Source organism: Agromyces sp. NPDC055520 (assembly GCF_053619715.1).
In genome coordinates, this window is record NZ_JBSHJY010000052.1 from 1 (window position 1) to 20,434 (window position 20,434).

General features: G+C 67.1%; 23 protein-coding genes. 12 read left to right on the top strand and 11 right to left on the bottom strand.

The features are described from left to right. Positions 1-109: 109 nt before the first annotated feature. The 5 genes from ACWGST_RS15135 (at position 110) to ACWGST_RS15155 (ending at position 4,154) form a co-directional block, all read left to right on the top strand. Positions 110-673: a hypothetical protein gene (locus tag ACWGST_RS15135; RefSeq protein WP_452047494.1), complete on the top strand. Its 564-nt coding sequence runs from the start codon at positions 110-112 to the stop codon at positions 671-673. A 147-nt stretch (positions 674-820) separates the two neighbouring features. After that, entirely contained in the window at positions 821-1,417 is a 597-nt protein-coding gene (locus ACWGST_RS15140) for a hypothetical protein (RefSeq protein ID WP_452047495.1), read from the top strand. 202 nt (positions 1,418-1,619) lie between these two features. Then, positions 1,620-2,735, top strand: a complete 1,116-nt coding sequence (locus ACWGST_RS15145) for a hypothetical protein (protein ID WP_452047496.1) — start codon at positions 1,620-1,622, stop codon at positions 2,733-2,735. 279 nt (positions 2,736-3,014) lie between these two features. Next, on the top strand, positions 3,015-3,452 hold the full coding sequence (locus ACWGST_RS15150) for a hypothetical protein (protein WP_452047497.1): 438 nt from the start codon (positions 3,015-3,017) through the stop codon (positions 3,450-3,452). A gap of 312 nt (positions 3,453-3,764) precedes the next feature. Further along, a complete protein-coding gene (locus ACWGST_RS15155) occupies positions 3,765-4,154 on the top strand; it encodes a DUF1801 domain-containing protein (RefSeq protein WP_452047498.1) in 390 nt (129 codons plus the stop codon). 398 nt (positions 4,155-4,552) lie between these two features. Here ACWGST_RS15155 and ACWGST_RS15160 read toward each other — a convergent pair whose 3' ends face one another. From ACWGST_RS15160 to ACWGST_RS15195, 8 genes are all read right to left on the bottom strand, one after another. After that, a complete protein-coding gene (locus tag ACWGST_RS15160) occupies positions 4,553-5,209 on the bottom strand; it encodes a DUF4304 domain-containing protein (protein WP_452047499.1) in 657 nt (218 codons plus the stop codon). A gap of 477 nt (positions 5,210-5,686) precedes the next feature. After that, positions 5,687-6,991 (bottom strand): Fic family protein, encoded by a 1,305-nt coding sequence (locus tag ACWGST_RS15165; protein ID WP_452047500.1) that lies wholly within the window; start codon positions 6,989-6,991, stop codon positions 5,687-5,689. Positions 6,992-7,066: 75 nt separating this feature from the next. After that, positions 7,067-7,852, bottom strand: a complete 786-nt coding sequence (locus tag ACWGST_RS15170; protein ID WP_452047501.1) for a maleylpyruvate isomerase N-terminal domain-containing protein — start codon at positions 7,850-7,852, stop codon at positions 7,067-7,069. Between the two features lie 565 nt (positions 7,853-8,417). Next, positions 8,418-8,609 carry a hypothetical protein gene (locus ACWGST_RS15175; RefSeq protein ID WP_452047515.1) on the bottom strand — a complete coding sequence of 64 codons (192 nt, stop codon included), beginning with the start codon at positions 8,607-8,609 and terminating at the stop codon, positions 8,418-8,420. Continuing rightward, positions 8,549-9,160, bottom strand: coding sequence for a GOLPH3/VPS74 family protein (locus ACWGST_RS15180; RefSeq protein ID WP_452047502.1), 612 nt, complete (start codon positions 9,158-9,160; stop codon positions 8,549-8,551). Before ACWGST_RS15180 ends, ACWGST_RS15175 begins: the two co-directional genes overlap by 61 nt. Before the next feature lie 79 nt (positions 9,161-9,239). After that, the gene (locus ACWGST_RS15185) at positions 9,240-9,782 is read right to left on the bottom strand and encodes a small multidrug efflux protein (RefSeq protein ID WP_452047503.1); all 543 of its coding nucleotides are present in this window, start codon (positions 9,780-9,782) and stop codon (positions 9,240-9,242) included. A 137-nt stretch (positions 9,783-9,919) separates the two neighbouring features. Then, positions 9,920-10,702, bottom strand: coding sequence for a MerR family transcriptional regulator (locus tag ACWGST_RS15190; RefSeq protein ID WP_452047504.1), 783 nt, complete (start codon positions 10,700-10,702; stop codon positions 9,920-9,922). A 32-nt stretch (positions 10,703-10,734) separates the two neighbouring features. Continuing rightward, positions 10,735-11,625, bottom strand: coding sequence for an alpha/beta fold hydrolase (locus ACWGST_RS15195; RefSeq protein ID WP_452047505.1), 891 nt, complete (start codon positions 11,623-11,625; stop codon positions 10,735-10,737). A 229-nt stretch (positions 11,626-11,854) separates the two neighbouring features. Between ACWGST_RS15195 and ACWGST_RS15200 the strand changes: the two genes are divergently transcribed. The 7 genes from ACWGST_RS15200 (at position 11,855) to ACWGST_RS15230 (ending at position 17,231) form a co-directional block, all read left to right on the top strand. After that, the gene (locus ACWGST_RS15200; protein WP_452047506.1) at positions 11,855-14,608 is read left to right on the top strand and encodes an ATP-binding protein; all 2,754 of its coding nucleotides are present in this window, start codon (positions 11,855-11,857) and stop codon (positions 14,606-14,608) included. A 137-nt stretch (positions 14,609-14,745) separates the two neighbouring features. Further along, a complete protein-coding gene (locus ACWGST_RS15205) occupies positions 14,746-15,072 on the top strand; it encodes an NAD(P)H-binding protein (protein WP_452047516.1) in 327 nt (108 codons plus the stop codon). A gap of 214 nt (positions 15,073-15,286) precedes the next feature. Beyond that, on the top strand, positions 15,287-15,685 hold the full coding sequence (locus tag ACWGST_RS15210; RefSeq protein WP_452047507.1) for a nuclear transport factor 2 family protein: 399 nt from the start codon (positions 15,287-15,289) through the stop codon (positions 15,683-15,685). Between the two features lie 59 nt (positions 15,686-15,744). Then, complete coding sequence (locus ACWGST_RS15215) at positions 15,745-16,059, top strand: ArsR/SmtB family transcription factor (RefSeq protein ID WP_452047508.1); 315 nt, start codon at positions 15,745-15,747, stop codon at positions 16,057-16,059. Positions 16,060-16,062: 3 nt separating this feature from the next. Further along, positions 16,063-16,545 (top strand): SRPBCC family protein, encoded by a 483-nt coding sequence (locus tag ACWGST_RS15220; RefSeq protein ID WP_452047509.1) that lies wholly within the window; start codon positions 16,063-16,065, stop codon positions 16,543-16,545. A gap of 32 nt (positions 16,546-16,577) precedes the next feature. Then, positions 16,578-16,712: a hypothetical protein gene (locus tag ACWGST_RS15225; protein ID WP_452047510.1), complete on the top strand. Its 135-nt coding sequence runs from the start codon at positions 16,578-16,580 to the stop codon at positions 16,710-16,712. A 111-nt stretch (positions 16,713-16,823) separates the two neighbouring features. After that, positions 16,824-17,231 (top strand): hypothetical protein, encoded by a 408-nt coding sequence (locus tag ACWGST_RS15230; RefSeq protein ID WP_452047511.1) that lies wholly within the window; start codon positions 16,824-16,826, stop codon positions 17,229-17,231. On the opposite strand, the gene ACWGST_RS15235 is transcribed toward ACWGST_RS15230, so the two are convergent. The 3 genes from ACWGST_RS15235 to ACWGST_RS15245 form a co-directional block, all read right to left on the bottom strand. Next, positions 17,222-18,592, bottom strand: coding sequence for a flavin monoamine oxidase family protein (locus ACWGST_RS15235; RefSeq protein ID WP_452047512.1), 1,371 nt, complete (start codon positions 18,590-18,592; stop codon positions 17,222-17,224). The two genes, ACWGST_RS15230 and ACWGST_RS15235, sit on opposite strands and share 10 nt — an antisense overlap. Before the next feature lie 46 nt (positions 18,593-18,638). Then, entirely contained in the window at positions 18,639-19,787 is a 1,149-nt protein-coding gene (locus tag ACWGST_RS15240; protein WP_452047513.1) for an aminotransferase-like domain-containing protein, read from the bottom strand. A gap of 208 nt (positions 19,788-19,995) precedes the next feature. Next, positions 19,996-20,367, bottom strand: a complete 372-nt coding sequence (locus tag ACWGST_RS15245; RefSeq protein WP_452047514.1) for a DUF4180 domain-containing protein — start codon at positions 20,365-20,367, stop codon at positions 19,996-19,998. Between the last annotated feature and the right edge of the window lie 67 nt (positions 20,368-20,434).

Sequence of the window (20,434 nt, forward strand, 5' to 3'; positions counted from 1 at the left end):
GGGCAAGCCCCCTGTGAGCTCGGGGGCCACCTCCACAGCCTCGTCGTGATACCGGCGATAGCTTCGGGCCATGGAACAGTTCACGCGCACGAGGAACTTAGTCCTTTTCTTGGCAGTCTCGCTCGCGGCGATGGGGGTCGGGCAGCTGCTGCTCTCGTTCGGGCGCGACTTCATCAACGCCCAACAGCCCATTGACTGGGCGCACTGGCTCATCCTCATCGGCGCAGTGGGCGGTGCGCTCAGCATCTCAGGCTTCGGATACGGCCGGCTCGGCCGGATCACACGTTCCCTCGTCGTGATCGGCGCCGTCGGCTTCGGCGGAATGGTCGCGATCGACCTCCTGCTGTGGACGCTGCCCGCCGAGCCGATGCTCGACGACGCCCTCAGTGCCGCACTTGATGCACCGCAGGTCGCCGTGCCCTTCCTATGGGTCGGACCCGCGCTGTTCTTCATCGGCCTGGCGGTCGTCGCGGTCGAATGGCTTCGCCTGAGCGCGTGGGCGGCCGGGCTGTTCATCGTCGGCACCGTGCTGAGCGGAGTCGGCGCCGCCACCGGCGTCGACGGCATCACACTCGTCAGTTTCGCGATCATGCTGGCAGGTCTGGGCGGCCTGTTCGCCGCGACATCCGTCAGACCGCACACTGCCGCGCCCACCGCGGCACTGCACGGATGAACCCGCTCACCACAGAGCTTCCTCCCAGCCACTACTGTCGCTTCAATTCCTCAAGCCGATCGCTCGGCGCGAATCGTGTTCCGTGCTGTGCGTCCATACGGAAGGTGCCGTCTACGTCGGCACGTCGCCAGACGATATCCTGCGTGAATGTTCGTGGCGCCGTTCATCGTCCTCTTCCTGATCATGATGACTGGAACGGTGATCTTCCTGGTGATCTGGACAATCAATCGCGCTCGCAAGCGAGGTGCGGCGCAGGTCCTCAAGACCGTCGGAATATGGACTCTCGCCGGACTGCTCATCGTTCTTGCAGGCGGCGCCTACAACTTCGCTTTCGGACGCTCACCAGTCTCGGCCTCTGGGAACGAGCTGACCGGCACTTGGAAGAACGAATCGTCTGAGGGGACGGCCACGATCGACCTACGATCCGATGGGTCCGCATTCGTGAGTGGTGTTCCGTCGGCGGCGGCTTGGGAGGTCGGATTCGGTTCCTACGACCTCGGTCTCCCGCCGTTGCTCTCCGGTGAAGGAACATGGGATGCCAGCTCGAACATCCGGGTGGAATTCACCTGCGACAGCGGGCAGCCGATAACCCTCCTCGCGGACGCTGTGGAAAGTGCGACAGGTTCGACATACCTCCAGTTCATGGCGGGCGACCCGGATGCGCCGACCTACTTCCGAGAGTTCAGCCAGGTCGACTCCAGCTTTGGACCTCACAGAGAAGACGTCCCAGAACCGAGCTGCTGAGGTCGCCGATCGGCGCGCAGACGATCCTTCTGCGGGATTGCGTAGCGACCGGCTACGGTCAACCAGGGTCGAGTCATGCAGCGCCCACAGCGGATCACTCATTGCACCGGTTTCTGGGCCAGTATGACTCCATGGAGCGTTCGACTCTGAGGGCGCGTGAGCTTCTGACCGTGCGCGGGCTGGGCTGAGCGTGGCGACGCCAATGGTCGGCTCGTGGCTTCCCGAACACCAGGAGCACGCCTTCTTCACCTCCGCGCACATTGACGGCTTAATCAACAACCTCTCCGCCGCCTTGGAGCGCTATCAGCGCGATGAGCCGGTGCAGCTCGCTCGGCGCTTCACTGAAACCGAGGAACAGGTGGTGCTCGCAGGAATCCGACCGCTGCCGGAAGCCGCGGCCCGCCTGTTCGCCGACGCCCTGAATCAGGCGCGCAACTCCATCGAGCACGCCCTGTTCGCTGAAGTGCGGCACCGGCTCAACCGCCCGCTCACCCTAGATGAGTCACGAGCGCTCGAGATCCCAGCATTCGACAAACCCGAGAAGTTTGAGCAATGGGCGAAGAACAAACACCGCCTTTCGTTGGGGCTGTTCGCGCCCGGCGATGACATCTACGAGCGCGTTCTGCGCCTGCAGCCGTTCCAACGCCAAGACCACCACCATCACCCGCTTCGTCTGCTCGCTGAGCACACGAACTTCGCGAAGCATCGAGAGCCGACTGTTGCCTTAACGCGGGTTGCGCGGTTCGATCTCGACTCAAAGATGACGAGCAGGCCCCCGGGCGAACGCGATGTCGCGGAGGTCGGCGACGTACTGGCTGCCGTGCCTATTGGTACGCACGAGCTGTTGTCGGTATGGCCCGAGGTAGCAGTGCAGCGCCCGCACACCGGAGAGTGGCAAACGCTCATGCGAGAAGCAGGGGAGATCGCCGACTGGGTGCGGCGGCAAGCGCTCCCCATCCTCATCGCGGGCGAGACCGACCTCCCACCCATCCCGCCAGCGCTCGACATCACCGTCGGGTATGACAGCACAGACGCAGCATGGCGGTCAGCCCGTGAAACGTCGGCTGCCAAGCGCATGCAGAATCGCATCGGTGGCGAACAACTCCGCGTCAACATTCTGGAGATGATGGTTGGCCAGTTCGGACCGGAATCGCGGCGGACGTTCGCCACATGGCTGGATGGGATGGACGACGAGACTGTAATGGGGACGTTCTGGGACGTTCTCCAATTGGCCTCCCGAGGCGACCTTCCTTCGTACCTCCGCGCAGCCGAGAAGTGGGCAGCGCAGGCCGGCGTTGAGCCGTCCGGTACGGTCTGATTCCGCGCCCGCAAACCGGTCGTCGACCGAAACCGTCGGCTCTTTCTCAGCGGGCGGCGAGGGCGTGGCCTCCTTCGACCACCCATTCCCATATGACCCGCCCGCGATACTGCCCGGTCAAGGTGCCTCGAACGCAACAGCCGACACACGTCCTCCGGGTTCTCCGCGTCGATCGCTGACCCTCCGTCCCGAACCCGAGTGATCCCACGCCTCTTGCAGATCGAGGCGTTCGCTGTTTCGTCGGTGACGAAACAGGGCGGCTTGGCGCACCTTCGGAGTATGAGCATCCGGCAGAAAACCACGATCCGGCGGATCCTGCCGACCCAGTGCATCCGGTGCGGAGCGCCGCTGCCAGCGCCTGCGACCACCGGGCGTCCACGCGTCTATTGCAGGCCCGGATGCCGCAAGGCGGCCTACGACGACAGGCGGGCCCGGAAGCCGGAGACGTTTCAAATCCGAGTTGTTGAGCGCATTGCCGTGGAAACGGTTGAGACCATCTCCACCGTCGACGAGGGCCACGACATCATCGAGTGCTTGCGGCGCGTCTGCGCATCGCCCCGTGCGGTCACAAATGTCCTGTCCGCTCTGAGTGGCTTGGTTCGATCGGGCGCACTACGGCTGGACGGAAAGTGGGCGCCCGTCGTGCGCGCGATCACCGAGTTGAACCGTGCCATCCTGGATGCCTCCGAGCGCGACCGGCGGCACCGAGGGCGCTGAGGACGATCGCGGTTCAGAGCACCGTCCCCGGGACATCCTCGCGGGCGGATCATAGGGGGAGTCTCGGGCGGCTGGTTGTCGCTTAGGCGCTGATGTAGAACGCGAGCGCCGGTGGGGGACCGGCCTGCGGTGCTCACCCGGCGAAACCGTCGCCGGCCGCCCGTCAATATCGGCGCCGAGTCCATCGCAGGGATGCAGTACGCCGATCTCCACACATGGCCGACGCGGTCCGTCGGTGAGGGATCCTGCCACGCGCGTTAGCGACCGACTTCGGCTGTTGACTTCGCCATCTCTCTTCGCAAGTATTCGCGCATGAGTGACAAGTCCGATTCCGAGCAGATCGACGACATCATCGCGCAGCAGAGCGGCTGGAAACAGGACGCGCTCGTCGCGCTTCGAGCTGCGATCATGGCCGCCGATCCGGCTGCCGTCGAGGTGGTCAAGTACAAGAAGCCCTCCAAACCGGAGGGAGTTCCGTTTTGGACGCATGACGGAGACGTCTGTTTCGTCGATGTGCTCAAGAGCGCTGTAAGGCTGACGTTCGCGAGGGGTGCCCGCATGGAAAGCAGCGATCTCTTCAACACCCGGCTGGACAGCAAAGTCGTCCGAGCCATCGACTATTTCGATGGAGACCGCGTGGACGAAGCGGCGGTCAAGGCGCTCGTGGCTGAGGCCGTGGAACTCAACGTCGCAGCCAGGTGACAGTGGTGACGGAAGAGCGGAATCGGTCACCTAGGTCAGGCAATCGATCGCGACCTTCGCATTGCCTGACCCATTTGCCTGGACTGCGCGTGAATCCGAGTCAGGCAGCGGCTACTCATGGGCCGTCATTCCCATCATTTACCCATCAGATTGACCCGTGAGGGTCCCCAACCGACCGGGTAGAATCGGAGGCAGCGAACTGCCCGGTTCCCAGTAAACACAAGGGAGTCCGCGGGTTTTCGGAGATTTTCGGAGGCGACTGGCAGACGCCTGAATCCTTCAAGGGGTCGAAGGTTCAAATCCTGTCAGCCCGAAACTCAAGGGTTTCCGGGACTTCTGAGGTTGAGAGACTTGATCCTCCCATCGAAAACTCACCACTTTCGACGTACGCCGCGGCGTCAAGGCGCAGATTGCTGCGCCTGTGCTCTGACCCAGTTATCGAACTTCTCCGGGTTCGCGCGCTGTGCTGACGTCACGTCGTTTCCGAAGCCGGTCAGGCACGCGTCCAAAGCATCACTGGGACCCTGATCCATCAATAGCAGCGCTTCAGCCGCCGCGAAGTGCTCTCTGAAGTGTTCCCCTTTGGCGAAGCCGAGATCGCCACGCCGTACCCGTTCCAGCATCCTGTCCCGAGCCAAGAGTGACTCGAGGAGAGCCCAGCCCGACGCCTCCAATCGCGTCACCATGTCGGCAACAACATCTGTCGCGGAGACCTGGTCCTTGATTTCCCACCAACCGTCTTGGTCGACAGGGGTTCCAGTGGGGTGGAGCCTGTCCCGGTAGAGCCCGAGGAATTCGGCGATGGACTTGGGCATGTTCGACCCGAGTCGGAATCGCTGCCAGCGCAACCACGGCTCGGGAGCGGCCGCGATGTTGATCACACACTTCAGGGCATCTGAGTTGCTCGACGACGACGACTGGACATTCACCACCATCCAGTCGCCAACCGAGTTCGACTTGCGCCACGTCGGTGCCGAGCCCCTGTAACCATGGTCCCGTGCGTTCGGCCCGAGCACCTCGCGTAGCGCAGTCCTAAGCGCAGCCTGTGCAGTCACGAAGACACCATCCCACACAACTGAGAAGGCTTGCCTTCGGGGCCACCTCCTCGCATGCGATACGCGTGAAACCCTGACCGACGCATCACCGGATCTGATGCGGCTGCTTCTCCCGAAGGAGACGATCCGGTCCGCGGTGTTGGGTCTGCTGCAGCTTCGGTTGACTCGGGTGGTTGGGCCGCGAGTGCGACGCTTGTGGTGATTTCATGCTCGACCTTGGCAGGATTCAGCAAGGAGAACGTCACCAAGGCAGACAACTAAGTCCTCGAGATGTACCGACAATTGGAAGGCCGCTTGCTTACCCTCGTAGTTTCAGCTGCGCTGGTCGTGGACACGGTGCTGAAACAAGGCAGCACTGAACAGCGCAGCCGCTGACGAGCACACTGCTCGCTGCGATCTGAGTGCAGGATCTCGTGCAAATGTATAGATTCTCTGAAGTCCATCGGCTTGCACCTGGCCGGTGGATTCGGCCCTTCGTCAGGTGACGCTGCCTCCGCCGTGCGGAGGCGTCTGCAAACGACCGAACTGACCGATCTCGGGTGGCGGCGGCCCCTGCTTCGGCTTGCGTCCGGCGGTGTCCCCGGCTCCGACGCGGTTGCTGCGTTCGGTGAGGGCGACGAGCGCGAGGTAACGGTCCGCGGTCCAGCAGATGAGTCGTCCGCGCTGGTCTTTCGTGCGGCCGAGGATGCCGGCATCGGCCAGTTCGACCAGGGCGTTGTGCGCCGCGGTCGTCGACACGCCGTGCTGCTGGGCGGCGGACTCGACGGTGAGGACGGGATCTGTTGCGAGCCCGTCGAGGATTCGGCCGATGACGGCGCCACGTCGCGGGACCGCAGGAGTCTGGCCCTGGGCCCGGCGGTAGGCGATCAGCTCCTCGCGCGTGCGTTCATCGAGCACCGCGACGTCGGCAGACAGTCGCACTGCGTTGCCCGCGGCGCGCTCGGTGGCCTGGGCGAATGCGATGACCCAGTCGTCGAGTTGTGGCGGGTCGGCGCGGAACGCGGTGAGACCGGCGATGTACGCGCTCGTGTCGCCGGCGAAGACCGTGCTGATGGGGATGAGGATGTTTCGCAGCGCGTCGGCCCGGTGCAGCACCGTGTGGATGAGTGCGCGTCCGGTGCGGCCGTTGCCGTCGATGAATGGGTGGATCGTCTCGAACTGTGCGTGGGCGATCGCAGCGCGCACGACCGGGTTGCCGGTCGTCTCGGTCACGAAGCGCGCGAGGTCGGTGACCAGCCGCGGCACCTCGGTTTCGGGCGGTGGGATGAACTCGGCCCGCAGTGGGCTCCAGCCGGGGCCGCCGACCCAGTTCTGTTCGGTGCGCAACCCGAGCTCGAGCGTCGGCTCGATGGTGTGCTGCAGAGCCTCGATGTCGGCGACGGTGATGGTCGAGGAGCGGTCGGCGAGTGCGGCGATGGCGGCTTCAGTCGCGCGCACGTTGCCGATCACGTCGAGCGCGACCCGAGAGCCCTCGCGGAGCGCTTCGGCGATCGCCAGGCGCTTCGGGCTGATGCGGTTGCCCTCGATCCACGATGACGAGATGCTCTCCGACCGGATCAACAGGTGATTCAGGTAGGCGCCGCGAAGCCCGATTCGCTCGTCGGCGCGCGCCAGCACCGCCAGGGCGTCCTCGGCCGCCGACCGCGCGTCTTCACTGAGCACGGGGAGCGCGGCACCCAGTTCGTCGGGGACGAAGGCGCGGTAGCGGCCGGGAGCACGATCTTTGCGGCCGAGCTGACCGAAGTCATCGGGATCCCAGAGTCGTTCGATGAAGGTCGGCATCGCGGCCTCCTGAGTTGGACGGAATCTGAATTAAATCAATCTTAGAGTATCTAAGCTTGATTTCCGTCCGGATTGTCACACGGACGGGTCCCAGGCAGCGAGTTGATCGAAGGGGCGACGGTCGCCTTCGAACGTCAGCGAATCCAGCGGTATGCGGCCGTAGAAGAACAGGACCAGGTCGCTGGCCGTGCCTCGTGCGGAGGCGTCGGCCGTGTCAAGTTCTTCGCCGGCAGCGGGCGTGAGGCGGGCGACCTGTGCGCCGTCGGGGGAGAGCCGGAGGCGCCAGGAGCGGCCCTCGGTGGCGTGGTAATCGACGATGGCGGGCTCGTGCGGCCAGGCGACCGTCGTCGCGCAGAGGGTGAACTGGCAGTCGTCGAAACCGTCGAGGGCGATCTTCTCCGGTATCGGCTGCGGGGCACCCACGGTGAGCTGGACGTCGTAGGTGTGCACCGCGATCTCGTGGAGCTGACGCCGCGCCCATGCTCCGGAGGTCTGCGGTGACGGCGAGTCCTCCCACCATGTCCAGCAGCCGCGATCCGGGCCGGCTTCGCGCAGCACGCCCTGCAGGTGTTCGACGGACTCGGTCCACCAGGCCAGGAGTGCCTCGCGCTCTCGAGGCGCACCCGTGCCGCCTCCCCATGCGGATTCCTCCGGCGGGGCGTCCGCGGGCCCGGCGGTGATGATGGCGGCTGTCTTGCGGCGACCCATGCCGACGTGTTGTACGTGATCGAACAGCGTCCGCTCGGGATGGGTCGGCATCTGAACGTCGAGGCTGGGTGCCGCGGCGACCGCAGCGCGGAAGGCGGTCGACCGTTCGTCGATCAGCCGCAGCTGATCAGGGAACGTGAGAATCTTGTGCATCCCGCCGTTCTACCACTGCGCTCCGATGACCGGACAGTGATCCTGGATGCTTGACCGGACAGTGATCCTGGATGCCGGAATTCCCATCGTGTACCCATCACATCCACCCATGAGCGAGCGCAGCCCACCAGTAGCCCGACGGAAAAGCCCCGGTGGATCGGCGCAAGATCTGCCGGGCCTTCTTTATGCCTGAAGTGGGCTCATCGGGGCTCGTTGGCAAGAACGTGTGCGTGGTTCGGGCGGGTCATGCTCGGGAGCGCGGCGCTCATTCGAGACCCGACGGCCTTGGACGCCAACATCGGTGCCGGCGGTCTCGCACCGGTCGGCATTCCAGTCGACACGCTCGGACTCGCCCTGATGGTCACGCGCGGCGTATACCGGAGATGGCATCGCCGTCGTGGTGGTGAAGCCGCAAGTTCGTGATTCGTCCGAACGGCCTCGAACTCGGCGCGCCGCAGCAGAGGCCAACCCCGAGTGCCCCCCATCCGGTCGCGGATCTCTAGTACCGATTCGGACGGGCGGCGTTGGCTTCGCGGTGGGCTCCCGCAGGTCATGCCTCATCGAGCTATCCCCGTAGCGGAGCGCTCGCCGCGGAGACGACGCTGTTGATGATCGTCGTGGTCACGGTGCGCGCCACAGCGTTCGACGCAGCGTCGGCGCCCCAATTCCCGGCCTTGAGATCCTCGGCTCGCGCGATCACCGCAGAGGTCCACGGGATGTCGCGGTAGAACTGCGGAAGCGTCCCGCTTGCATACAGGAGGGCCGCGAGCGACGCGACGCGACGCGGGGCGTCGCCTCCGACCCGTCGACGAGTACGGCACGGACATCGGCGAGAAGGCCGTCCCGGCGGCCGCTGTCGCCCACTTCGAGGACGGAGGTGTTGAACAGGCCGAGCACCTTGCGCGCGACTCGGTGGATGTCTCCGCGCTCTACGAGACGTTCGAGCAGCGGTTCACGCAGGGGCGGCCCCAAGGCGGCGAGCACGGTCTGGAGTCCCCGAGACCGTTCAACGACGTGGTCCCAGCTGGTGCGAAGAAGGTGATCCGCTGGTGGGTTCTCGGCAACGGCCTGCACCTTCATCGTCCCGGTCAGCCCGGTGCCGGTGCGGACATGCTCGCCGAGCCCGAGGTCAGCGAGCACCGCCCCTGCGAGCACGTAGAAGAGGGTGCCCTCGCCGGCGATCGATCCCGAGTCGGGTTGGAACAGGAGCAGGAGCAGGTCCTCCGCGAGCAGCGGCGTTCCCACTGCTGCTCGTCCGTCCGACGTGTTCGAGAAGGCCGGGCGAGAATCGCCCTGTGGCGCAGTCATCGTGGTGTCTCTTTTCGGATCATGGCGATTGCGGGATGTCGCGGGTTCGCGCACCCGACGGGCGCGCCTGTCGGGTGGTTCACACCAGGAAGACGACCATGAGCGCGAGCCAGGCCGAGACGGTGGAAACGGCAGTCCAGATCACGATGGACGCGGCCTGCCAGAGCAGAACCCAGGCTCGTGGTGAGCCGCCCGCGACGAGGATCGCGGAGGTGACCTGGGTGGGGAGCGCCAACGGGCCGAGGAGACTCGCTCCCGGAACGCCGAAGCGGACGAACCACCTGTTGAGTCGCTGACGGCCCTCCTGGCGGCTCTTCGATTCAGGCTTGGCGGGCGGCGTCGTCTCTGGTGCGACGAGACTTTCGTCGTTGCCGAATTCCGACGACCCTGCGATTCCCACAGCCGCTTTGGCGCGTGCCTTGCGGTTCACGACGGCGTCACGCGCCCGCGAGGTGAGAAGGACGGTGAGGAGCACGGCGAGAAAGTTTCCTGCAGCTCCGGCGATCGCCGCGACGATCGGATTGAGGCCGCTGACGATGCCGATGACAGCCGCGATGTCTCCCTCGATGGCGGGCACAGCTCCGGCGAGCATCACGATGAGCGGCTGGATGATCGCGGGCACTTGGGCGACGAGATCTTGGAAGGCGCTGATGAGTTCTTGGAGGAAGTTCATGATGCGGGATTCCCTTCTGGTGGTGCGTGTCGGACTCGAGCGGTTCTCAAGTCAGCCCTAGTAGAAACCGTGTTCTCGGCACAGGGTCAAGTCGCGCATTGCTGCAGCGTCGGCTCGAAGTCATCGCTCGTGGTATCGCCTGGGTGCACCTCGGCGCGTGCGAGGAGGCCGGCGCGAGCGAGCACGTCGATCTGGGCGGGGTTGTACAGCTCCACGATCGCCTCGATGAACGTCTCTCGCGTCACGCGCTCACTCTTCGACAGGCGCTCGGCTGGATCCGAAATCCACGGGTAGTCGATCATGTTCTGCGCGAGGGCCGGCGCGAGTCGTTCTGCGAGCCGCCGTCGGATTTCCTCGTCTGCATCCGCTGGGAGTGCCCTGATCTCGTCCCCGAGCGCATCGCTATCGGCGTCCACCTCGACCATGTGCCGCAGATCCGCCAATGCATCGTCATCGTAGAGCTGCGTGTAGACGTGGACGAGCGAGCTGTCCGAATCCGAGAGGTGGGATGCGACGGACGCGAACCCCGCCGGTGCATCGGCTGGGGCGTTGTCGCGCAGGATCGCGGCAATCTCGGCCCGAGCCTGCTCCAGGCGTTCGATGCTCGCCGCCAGCCGCATGTCGAGTTCCCGCAACGCATCGGGCATGCCCTCATCGCCGGCGCCGACAGGTCCGATCTTCGAGAGCGGCACCCCGAGATCGGCCAGTCGCCGAATGCGCAACAAGCGCACCAGGTGACGCACCCCGTACTGCTTGTAGCCGTTGTACCGGCGTTCGGGTTCGTCCAACAAGCCGAGCCGGTGATAGTGCCGGATCGTGTTCGCGGTCGTCCCCGCCAGATCGGCGAGCTGTCGTGTGCTCCAGGCCATGGGTATCTCCTTCGCAGCTGATTCCTCAGCGCTCAGTGGGCCGTGGCCGTCGCGACTTCGTCGTGGGCTGCGGTGCCACCGTCATCGCCGAGGAAGGCGAGAAGGGCCGCGTTGACGTCGTCGGCGTGCGTCCAAAGCAATCCGTGCGGCGCGCCTTCGATCTCGACGTACCGTGCTTCCGGCAACGCCTGGCGAAAGCGGCGGGCTGTTGCGCCGATGGGGAGGATCCTGTCGGCTGTGCCGTGCAGGATCAGGGTCGGCTTGCCGCTCGTGCGGATTGCGTCGACATCAGCGCGGAAGTCCTCGATCCACGAGGAGACGACGGCATGCGCTGCGACGGGAGCACTCGATGTCGCGACGTTCCAGCTCGCAGTAACCGTCTCGAGGCTGATGCGACTGCCGAGGTTCTCGTCGAGGTTGTAGAAGTCGGAGAAGAACCTGCTGAACCAGGCGAACCGATCGTCTCTTGCCGCGGCCTCGATCCCGTCGAAGACCTCTCGCGGAAGGCCATCGGGGTTGTCGTCCTGCGCCACGAGGAAGGGTTCGAGCGAAGCGAGGAACGCGAACTTCGCGACTCGCTCGTGTCCGTGCCGTGAGCAGTACCGGGCGAGTTCACCGGTGCCCATCGAGAACCCGACGACGATGACGTCACGGAGATCGAGGGTCGTCAGCACGATGTCCAGGTCAGCGGCGAACGTGTCGTAGTCATAACCGAACCCGACCTTCGAAGACCGGCCGAATCCACGACGGTCGTAGGTGATGACGCGGTATCCGGCGGCGAGCAATTCGCGCGTCTGACGCTCCCAGCTTTGCCCGTCCAGTGGATAGCCGTGGATGAGCACGACGGTCTGACCCGTGCCCTGATCCTCGTAGTAGAGGTCGATCGGCGAGCTGTTCTCGATGCCGACGGTGACGTATCCCATGTTGGAGGCTCCTTCTGCGGGGTAGAGATGGTCGGCGGTCGGTCGTCTCCCTTTCCGCCGTACCGTCAGGCTTGCACCGCCGGCAGGCCCTTCGCGTCGGTAGAAGTCACTCGGTCCTTGTTGCGAGGGCGAAACCGGCGAGTCCTGGCACGCGGTGTTCGCATCGGTGATACTTGCGTAGTACGGGTGGTGCCGCCGTGTTCTGAGGGGAGCCGCATTGGTGGGTCTGGTGGGAAGGCGCACCGAGCGCGAAGCGATCGAGATGCTCCTTTCCAAGGCGCATGGCGGGCAGAGCGGGGCGCTTCTGATGCACGGCGAGGCCGGCATCGGCAAGACTGCACTGCTCGAGTACGGGCGTGGCGTGGCTGAGGCATCCGGGTTCCGAGTCGAGTCGTCGGTGGGGGCGGAGTCCGAGACGCAGTTCGCTTACGCAGGCCTGCACCAGTTGTGTGCCCCGCTTCTGGAACACGTCGGGGCCTTACCTGATCCGCAGCAGACCGCTCTGGGCGTGGCGTTCGGGCAACAGCACGGTGAGGTTCCGGACCGCTTCCTGGTGGGTCTGGCCACTCTGAACCTGCTGGCCGAAGTCGCCGAGGTCGGACCGCTGCTGTGCCTCATCGACGATGCGCAATGGCTCGATGAGGCTTCGGGCCAGGTTCTCGCCTTTGTGTCGCGACGGCTGGGGGCCGAGCGAATCGCACTCCTGTTCGCCGTTCGCGACCCCGATCGGGAGCAGCAGGATCGCAACCGTGTCGACTCGGAGCGGACTGCGCTGACCAGGTTGCCGGAGTTGCACCTGCGCGGACTGGATACGGCCGACGCGCGGGCACTGCTGGTCTCGGCACTCGCCGTGCCGCTGGACGACAGTGTGCGTGAGCGTATCGTCGCCGAGTCTGGCGGTAACCCGCTCGCGCTTCTGGAGCTTCCGTTGAGCGCCCAGGCGGCGCAGCTGGCGGGCGGGTTCGAGCTGCCCCACTCCCTGAACGTTCCGCACCGCGTCGAAGAGAGCTTCAGCCGCCGCTCGGTCAGCCTGCCCTTGGACACACGCCTGCTGCTGCTCGTCGCGGCCGCCGAACCCACCGGCGATGTCGCCCTACTGTGGCGCGCGGCTGCCCGACTGGGGATCGCTGGAAGCGCGGCCGGCCCCGCCGAAGCTGCCGGACTGCTCGAGATCGACAGTCGAGTGAGGTTCCGACATCCGCTCGTGCGCTCGGCGGTCTACCGGGATGCGACGCCAGTCGACCAGCGTCGTGCACACGACGCACTGGCCGCCGCCACCGATCCGGATATCGATCCCGACCGACGTGCGTGGCACCGCGCGCAAGCCGTGCTGGGCGTCGATGAAGACGCAGCCGCGGAGCTGGTGCGCGCGGCCGGCCGCGCGCGCTCTCGCGGCGGGTTGGCAGCGTCGGCGGCGTTCATCGAGCATGCCGCGCGGCTCACTCCCGATCCTTCCGCGCGGGCGAGCCGGGAGCTGGAAGCCGCGTTCGCCACGTACGAGGCGGGCGCGTCCGAGGCCGCATCGGAGTTGCTCTCGCTCGCTGCAACAGGCCCGCTCGATGCGCTTCAGCAGGCGAAGATGGCGCTGCTGCGCGCGCGGATCTCGTTCCACCGGGCGCGAGGAGGCGGGGCGCTGGAAATGCTGCTGGACGCAGCCAGGAGTCTTGCCCCGCTGGACCCGGCGCTATCTCGAGAGACCTACCTTGATGCGCTGGACGCGGCGATCGTCACCGGCCGTGATGGCACCGGGGTGCGGCAGGTCGCCGAAGCCGCACGCGCCGCGCCCGCCTCGCCGGGGTCGCCGCGACCGGCGGATCTGCTGCTCGATGGTCTCGTGACGACGTTCACAGAGGGGTACGTGTCCGGCCTTCCCGGGCTGCGGAGGGCGTTGATGGCCTTCTGCAGTGACGAGCCCGACACAGATGCCGCGAGCGATGTCGACCTGCGCCGGTGGGGGTGGCTCGTCGCCCGGACGGCGATGGCGGTCTTCGACGACGGTTTGGCACACGATCTTGCCTCGCGGCACACCCGGCTGGCGCGCGAGGCGGGAGCGATGTCCGCGCTCCCGACAGCACTGCTCGTCGAGTCGGTCATGCTGGTGCTCTTCGGCGAGTTCACGCGGGCAGCCGAGCAGACGATGATCGCGTCGGTGACCCGGACGGTACCGTTGCTGCACGCCCAACTCATCCTGAGCGCCTGGCGCGGCAGCTCGCACGACACCGCCGAGATCCACGCAGCGATCGTTCAGGAGTCCACCGTTCTCGGGCACAGCACCGAAGTCTCGCTGACACAATACGGGTTGGCCGTGCTGCACAACGGTGCGGGCGACTATCGGGCAAGTCAGGTGGCCGCGGCGGCGGCTTTCGAATCCGACGAGCTGAGGCACAGCAACCTCGCCCACTCCGAGCTCATCGAGGCCGCCTGGCGTTCCGGTCAGCCGGAGAGCGCGGTCGATGCGTTCGACGAGCTTTGCTCTCGCGCCGTCGCCAGTGGTACTCCGTGGGCGCTGGGACTTGCGGCGAGGGCACGTGCGTTGACCAGCATCGGATCCGATGCCGAGGAACACTATCGAGAGGCGATCGAGCAGCTGGCGCGGTCTCGCATGACCACCCAACTTGCGCGCACGCACCTCGTGTACGGAGAGTGGCTACGCCGCGAGGGGCGGCGCCAGGATGCCCGCGAGCAGCTGCGAACCGCTCATGAACTCCTGTCCGAGATGGGCGCCGAGGCATTCGCCGCGCGTGCCGCCCGCGAACTGGTCGCCACAGGGGAGCATCCGCGCAAGCGGCTCGCACAGCCTGCTGACGCGCTCACATCTCACGAGCTGCACATCGCACGATTGGTCGCGACCGGGGCGACCTCCCGTGAAGTCGGCGAGCAGCTCTTCCTCAGTCCGCGCACGATCGAAGCTCACCTGCGCAATATCTTCCGAAAGCTGGGCATCACCTCCCGACGGCAACTCCGGGAGCTTCCTCTCCGCTGACCCGCACCGCACCACAGGCGCGTCAGGGACTTCTACCGACGCGAAGCTCTCGACCCCGGGGCAAGCTTGGCAACACGTGCTAGGGAGGATCATGCGCGTGTCGGTGCGCTCGCAGACGCGACCGTCGAGTCTCTCGCATCCATGCTCGACGGCATCGATGTCGCGCCGGGTCAAACGGCGACGACGATGAGGAGTTCTACTTCGCGGTGAAGAAGCTCGTCGACATCGCCGTCAGCGAGAGCGATCTCGATTGGATCATTCTTCGACCGTCGATGCTCGTCGATCGTGCGGGAATCGGAAGAATCTCGCTCGGGCCCGCGCAGATGTACGACGAGATCGCACGCGAAGACGTCGCCGCTACCTTGGCGGAACTACTCCACGAGCCTCGGATCCGCCGGCAGATTCTCGAACTCGATCAAGGTACAACGCCGATCGTCGACGCCGTGCAGGCGAACGTCCGCTGAGCCTCGGGCATGCCGTCTGCTCGAGCGGGCGGACGCGCCGGATCTGCGCCGACCGTGCGGTTTCACCGACCACGGGGAGTGCGGTACCCAGCTCGTCGGCGACGAACGCGTGGTAGATCATTTGCCCAACGTCGGCCGGTGATTGGTCCGACGCGCTCGATGACCGTCGGCCCCGGGGCTGTTCTCGCCCTCCCTCCGGGTCGATACTGGGGTCATGACCGACCGTGACGACTTCCTGGCGTGGTTCCGCGGCCCGCTCTTCGACGCGGAACTCGCCCTCCACAACGGTGATCCGGGCCCTCGGCGTGCCCTGTGGTCGCGCGCTGAGCCGGTGAGCGTGCTCGGCGCCTGGCGCAACGCGACCGGGCAGGCCGAGATCGATGAGCTCTTCACATATCTCGCCGCCAGCTTCTCGGACTGCACGTCGTCGACGGTCGAGCTCGTGGCGTTCGACGTGGCCGGCGACATGGCGTACACCGCGGCCTTGGAGCACACCTCGGTCTCGGTCGACGGGCAGCCCCGCACGTACACCTTGCGGGCGACGCAGGTGTATCGGCGTGAGGGCGGCCAGTGGCGGGTCACGCATCGGCACGGTGACACCGTCGCCGAATGACGCCCCTCGAATCGGTAGAGGGCTTGACCATCCCGACCGTAAGGCGTAACTTACCGTTCGTGAGCACTTACCGAACGGATGCAGCGTGGGATGCGCTGGGCGATCGAACGCGCCGCGCGATCGTCGAGCGCCTCGCCGAGCGGCCGCGGGCCGTCGCCGAGCTCGCCGATCTGCTTCCGGTCAGTCGGCCGGCCGTGTCGCAACACCTCAAGGTGCTCAAGCTCGCGGGGCTCGTGACCGAGCAGGCGGCCGGCACACGCCGGATCTACCGACTCGAACCGGCCGGCGTGATCGCAATGCGCGATCAGCTCGACACCTACTGGAATCGCGCACTCGTGGCGTACAAGGGCGTCGTCGAGCAGGAAGGGGAATGAACGATGACTGAGACACTGGCACCGGTCGTGCGGCAGGAGATCGTCGTGGAGGCGCCGATCGAACGCGCATTCGCCGTGTTCACCGAGCGCTTCGGCGACTTCAAACCGCGAGAGCACAATCTGCTCGATGTGCCGATCGCCGAGACGATCTTCGAGCCGCGTGTGGGCGGGCACATCTACGACCGCGGCATCGACGGCAGCGAGTGCCGCTGGGCGCGGGTTCTCGCGTACGAGCCGCCGGGGCGTGTCGTCTTCAGCTGGGACATCGGGCCCACCTGGCAGCTCGAAGGCGATGTCGAGAAGACGAGTGAGGTCGAGGTTCGATTCGTCGCCGAGTCGGCCAGCCGCACGCACGTCGTGCTGGAACACCGGGGCATCGAACGGCACGGTCCCAGTTGGATCGCCGTCAGCGACGGCGTCGCCGGCGATGAGGGCTGGCCGCTCTACCTCGCACGATACGCCGCGCTGTTCGACGGGATGCAGTGAGCGAACGGGGCCGCCTGAGCAGAGGCATCGGCGTGGAGAAAACGCACACAGGCCTTGCAGCGCGGTTGCGTCGCCGGGTTCTCGAGACGGGCGTGATCGACCCGGCACTGCGCGAGGGCGCGATGAGCCTCGGGGCGGGCGGTGTCGCGAGCATCACCGAGCCGTAGGCGGCGCTCGCAGAGCAGGTCGGACGCGCGTCGTACACGGTCACGGATCGTCAGGTCGAGGAGGTTCGCCGGGCGGCGGGCGACGGCGTGCGCAGCCGCCTGCTGATCCGCATGATCTCCCGGTTCGCGGGGTGTCGTCTGCCCGACGCCGCGCGGGTCGCCTTCTACGACCGGAAGTTCGCGGGGCCCGCCCACCGTGCGATCGCCGTCAAGGGCATGGACCCCGGCCTCGCCGACGCCGTGCTGGCCGACCACCGCACGGCGCCGATCTCGGAACGGCTCGCGGCGGCGCTCGTGTTCCTCGAATGCCTGACCAGGAACCCCGACGAGTTGTCGGCCGCAGATGCTCAGGCGGCGCTCGCCGCGGGCCTCAGTCGGCAGGATCTCGAGGACGTGGCGGCGGTCGGCGCGGTCTTCGCCGTCATCACCCGCAACGCCAACGCGCTCGACTACGAGATTCCGAGCGTGCACGATTTCGACCGCGCCGCGAGCATGCTGCTGCGGCGAGGCTACGCCTGAGCCCAGACCTCGGCGATCGGGATGTCGCGGCGCACGATCCTCGACGCGGCCCGGTGCCCCGAGCACAGCGCGGCGACCACGGTCGCAGGGTCGTCGGTCCACGTCGCCTCGCCGGCCAGGTGCAGCACTCCGCCGACCGGCGTCGCGAGATCGTCGTGGTCGGCCGTCGTCGAGCCGATCGTCATGTAGGCGTACGAGCCGCGTGCGAACGGGTCATCCTGCCAGGCGGTGATGTGCACGCCGCTCGGCTGCTGCACTCGCTCGCCGTAGAGCCGGCGCAGCTGTGCGAGCACCGACTCGACGACCTGCTCGTCGCCCCAACCGCGCGTCGCCTCGGCCGCCGGGCCGGCGGCGAAGGTGAGCAGCGTGGGGGTGCCGTGCAGTGGCGTGAGGTCGTACCAGGAGTGCCACCAGCGGCCCTCGGGCCCCTGCTGTCGGATCGCGTAGACGCCGTCGTCCCAGAACTTCGTCGGAAACCGCAGGAAGACCTTCTCGAACGCGTTCATCGCGAGCCGGCTCAGGGCACCCGCGGCGGGTTCGGGCAGCGGCGGCTCGATGACGAAGTCGCGTGAGCGAAGTACGCCGACCGGCACCGTCACCACGGCGGCGTCGGCCGTGAACGTACCGCGGTCGGTCGTGACGGTGACGCCGGCGTCTGGCGGGGCGTCTGTGCCGGCACCGGCACCAGCGTCGGCTGCAGCCCACCGCACGTGGGTGACGACGTGTTCGAGACGGATGTCGAGCCCCACGGCGAGTCGCTCGGGCAGCCGGTCGTAGCCGTCGGGGAAGACGACCTCGTCGCCGTCGATCGCGTCGTCGTCGAGGCCGTGCGCGGCGAGATCCTCGATCCAGGCCCCGTACTGCTCCTCCGAGCGGTGCTCCACGAACTCGCGCACGCGCTGGGTGCGCTCGGCGGCCCAGCCCTGGCGGGCGAGCGCCGCCTCGGTCACGTCGCGGTACGAGGCATCGGGTGCGGAGGCCGCGACGACGTCGACGAGGGCGGCGTCGACCGTGCGAACGTCATCGGCGAAACGCTGCGCCGCGACATCCGAAAGCCGTTCGCCGTCGGTGCCGTAGTACGCGATCGGTCGGCCGTCGGGCTGGTACCCGCCGACCGTGAACTCCATCGTCGGCATGCCGAACGCCGCGGCGGCGGCCGCGACCGGGCTGCCGGTGACGCCGTGGATCCAAGATGCGCCGAGGTCGGTGACGTGCCCGTCGCTGCGGTCGGTGCAGACCCGGCCGCCCACCCGGTCGCGGGCCTCGAGCACGACGACGCGGCGGCCCGCCCGCGCCAGCAGGCGAGCGGCGGTCAGCCCGGCCACACCGGCACCGATCACGATCGTGTCGGTCTGACTCATCGATCCCCCTTCAGCGTGGATGCCTCGTCCCTCCGCCCCTCGGACACTATCGTCTGCCGGGTCGGGCCCGCGCGAACGACCGCTCCAGCCGGCCGAGCCCCTCGCGGATCGTGGCCGGGTCGTAGGTCGTGAACGAGAGCCGCATCGTGGCGGCATCGGGCCGATCGGAGTAGAACGGCGCACCCGGCACGAACGCGACGCGCTCCTCGATGGCGTCTGCGAGCCGGTGCGCGGTGTCGTGCCCGGGCGGCATCGTCGCCCACACGAACATCCCGCCGTGCGGGGTGCTCCACGTGCTTCCCGCCGGAAGCGTCTGCGGCAGGGCCGCGAGCATCGCGTCGCGGCGCTCGCCGTAGGCGGCGCGGATCCGGCTGAGCGACGTCTCGAGGCCGCCGCCCGTCACGTACAGCGCGGCGGCGGCTTGATCGACGGTCGAGGTGTGCAGGTCGGCGGCCTGCTTCGCCACGACGACGGTGGAGTGGATGTCTGGGCGAGTGCGGAGCCACCCGAGGCGCAGGCCAGGGGCGAGCACCTTCGAGAAGCTGCCGACCGTGATCACGTGGTCGGGGGAGTGGGCGGCGAGGTACGGCAGCGGCTCGCCCGAGTAGCGCAGCTCGCGGTAGGGCTCGTCTTCGACGACGCGAAAGCCGTGGGTGGCGGCGAGCCCGGTGACGCCCTCGCGCGTCGCGCGGTCGAGGCTCGTGCCCGTCGGGTTCTGGAACGTCGGCACGGTGTACAGCAGCTTCGGGTGGTGCTGTTCGGCCGCACGGCCGAGCGCGTCGAGATCGATGCCCCCGGCCCTCATCGGCACGCTCACGATGCGCGCCCCTGCCATGGTGAAGGCCTGCAGGGCGGCGAGGTAGCTCGGGCGCTCGACGAGCACCGTGTCGCCGGGGTCGAGCAGCGAGAGCGCGAGCAGGCTGAGCGCCTGCTGCGACCCGGTCGTGATGAGGATCTCGTCGCGTGTCGTCGGCAGGCCCTGGGCGGAGTATCGATCGGCGATGAACTCGCGGAGCGCCGGGTTGCCCTCGCTCGTCGAGTACTGCAGGCGGGCGGGATCGGCCAGCGCCGTCTCGAACGAGCGTCGGAGCCCGACGAGGTCGAAGAGGTCGGGGGCGGGCAGGCCGCCGGCGAACGAGATGACGTCGGGGTGCTCGGTCAGCGCGAGCAGATCGCGCACCGGCGAGCGAGTCATGCCGCCGACGCGTCGGGAGGGGCTGGGCAGTCGGACGGATGTGTGCATGAAGACCTCGGTACGGGAACGGCGGAACGACGTGGCCGTCTCGATCGTGTCCCCGGCCGGGTGAGGCTGCCATCGTGGTCGGATGGCGTGTGCTTGCATTCACGGTACAGGCCGAATCGGGCGCGCCCGACCGCCGGAGCGCGTACGGCGGCGCTGTGCCTCAGGCGTGAGCGCCGCGTGCGAGCTTCGCGTCGAGTGCCGCGAGGTCGGGCACGAACCAGGCGTCGCCGCCGCGATTCGCCTCCCAGACGAAGGCGTCGAAGGAGTCGCTGGCGGCGGTGTGCTCCGAGACGTCGCCGATCACCGCGACCCGGAGTCGATACGTGCCGAGCTTGCCGAGCAACTCGCCGGCGAAACCGCTCGAGAGGTCGAAGAACCGCTCGTCGAGCCGCTCGACGGGAATCGCGATGAGCGTCGCCTGATTCGACCAGGCGCCGCCGACGAGGTCTGAGGCATCGTCGTCGGTCGCGATCGCGGGGCCGTCGATGTCGAGCCGGTGGATGCGAGTTCCGTGGACTTCTTCGATGGGCATGACCCCACGTTAGCCGGGTGGGCGCACGAGGCACGCGAAACGAGCGGATGCCGCGGGGTGCATGCAC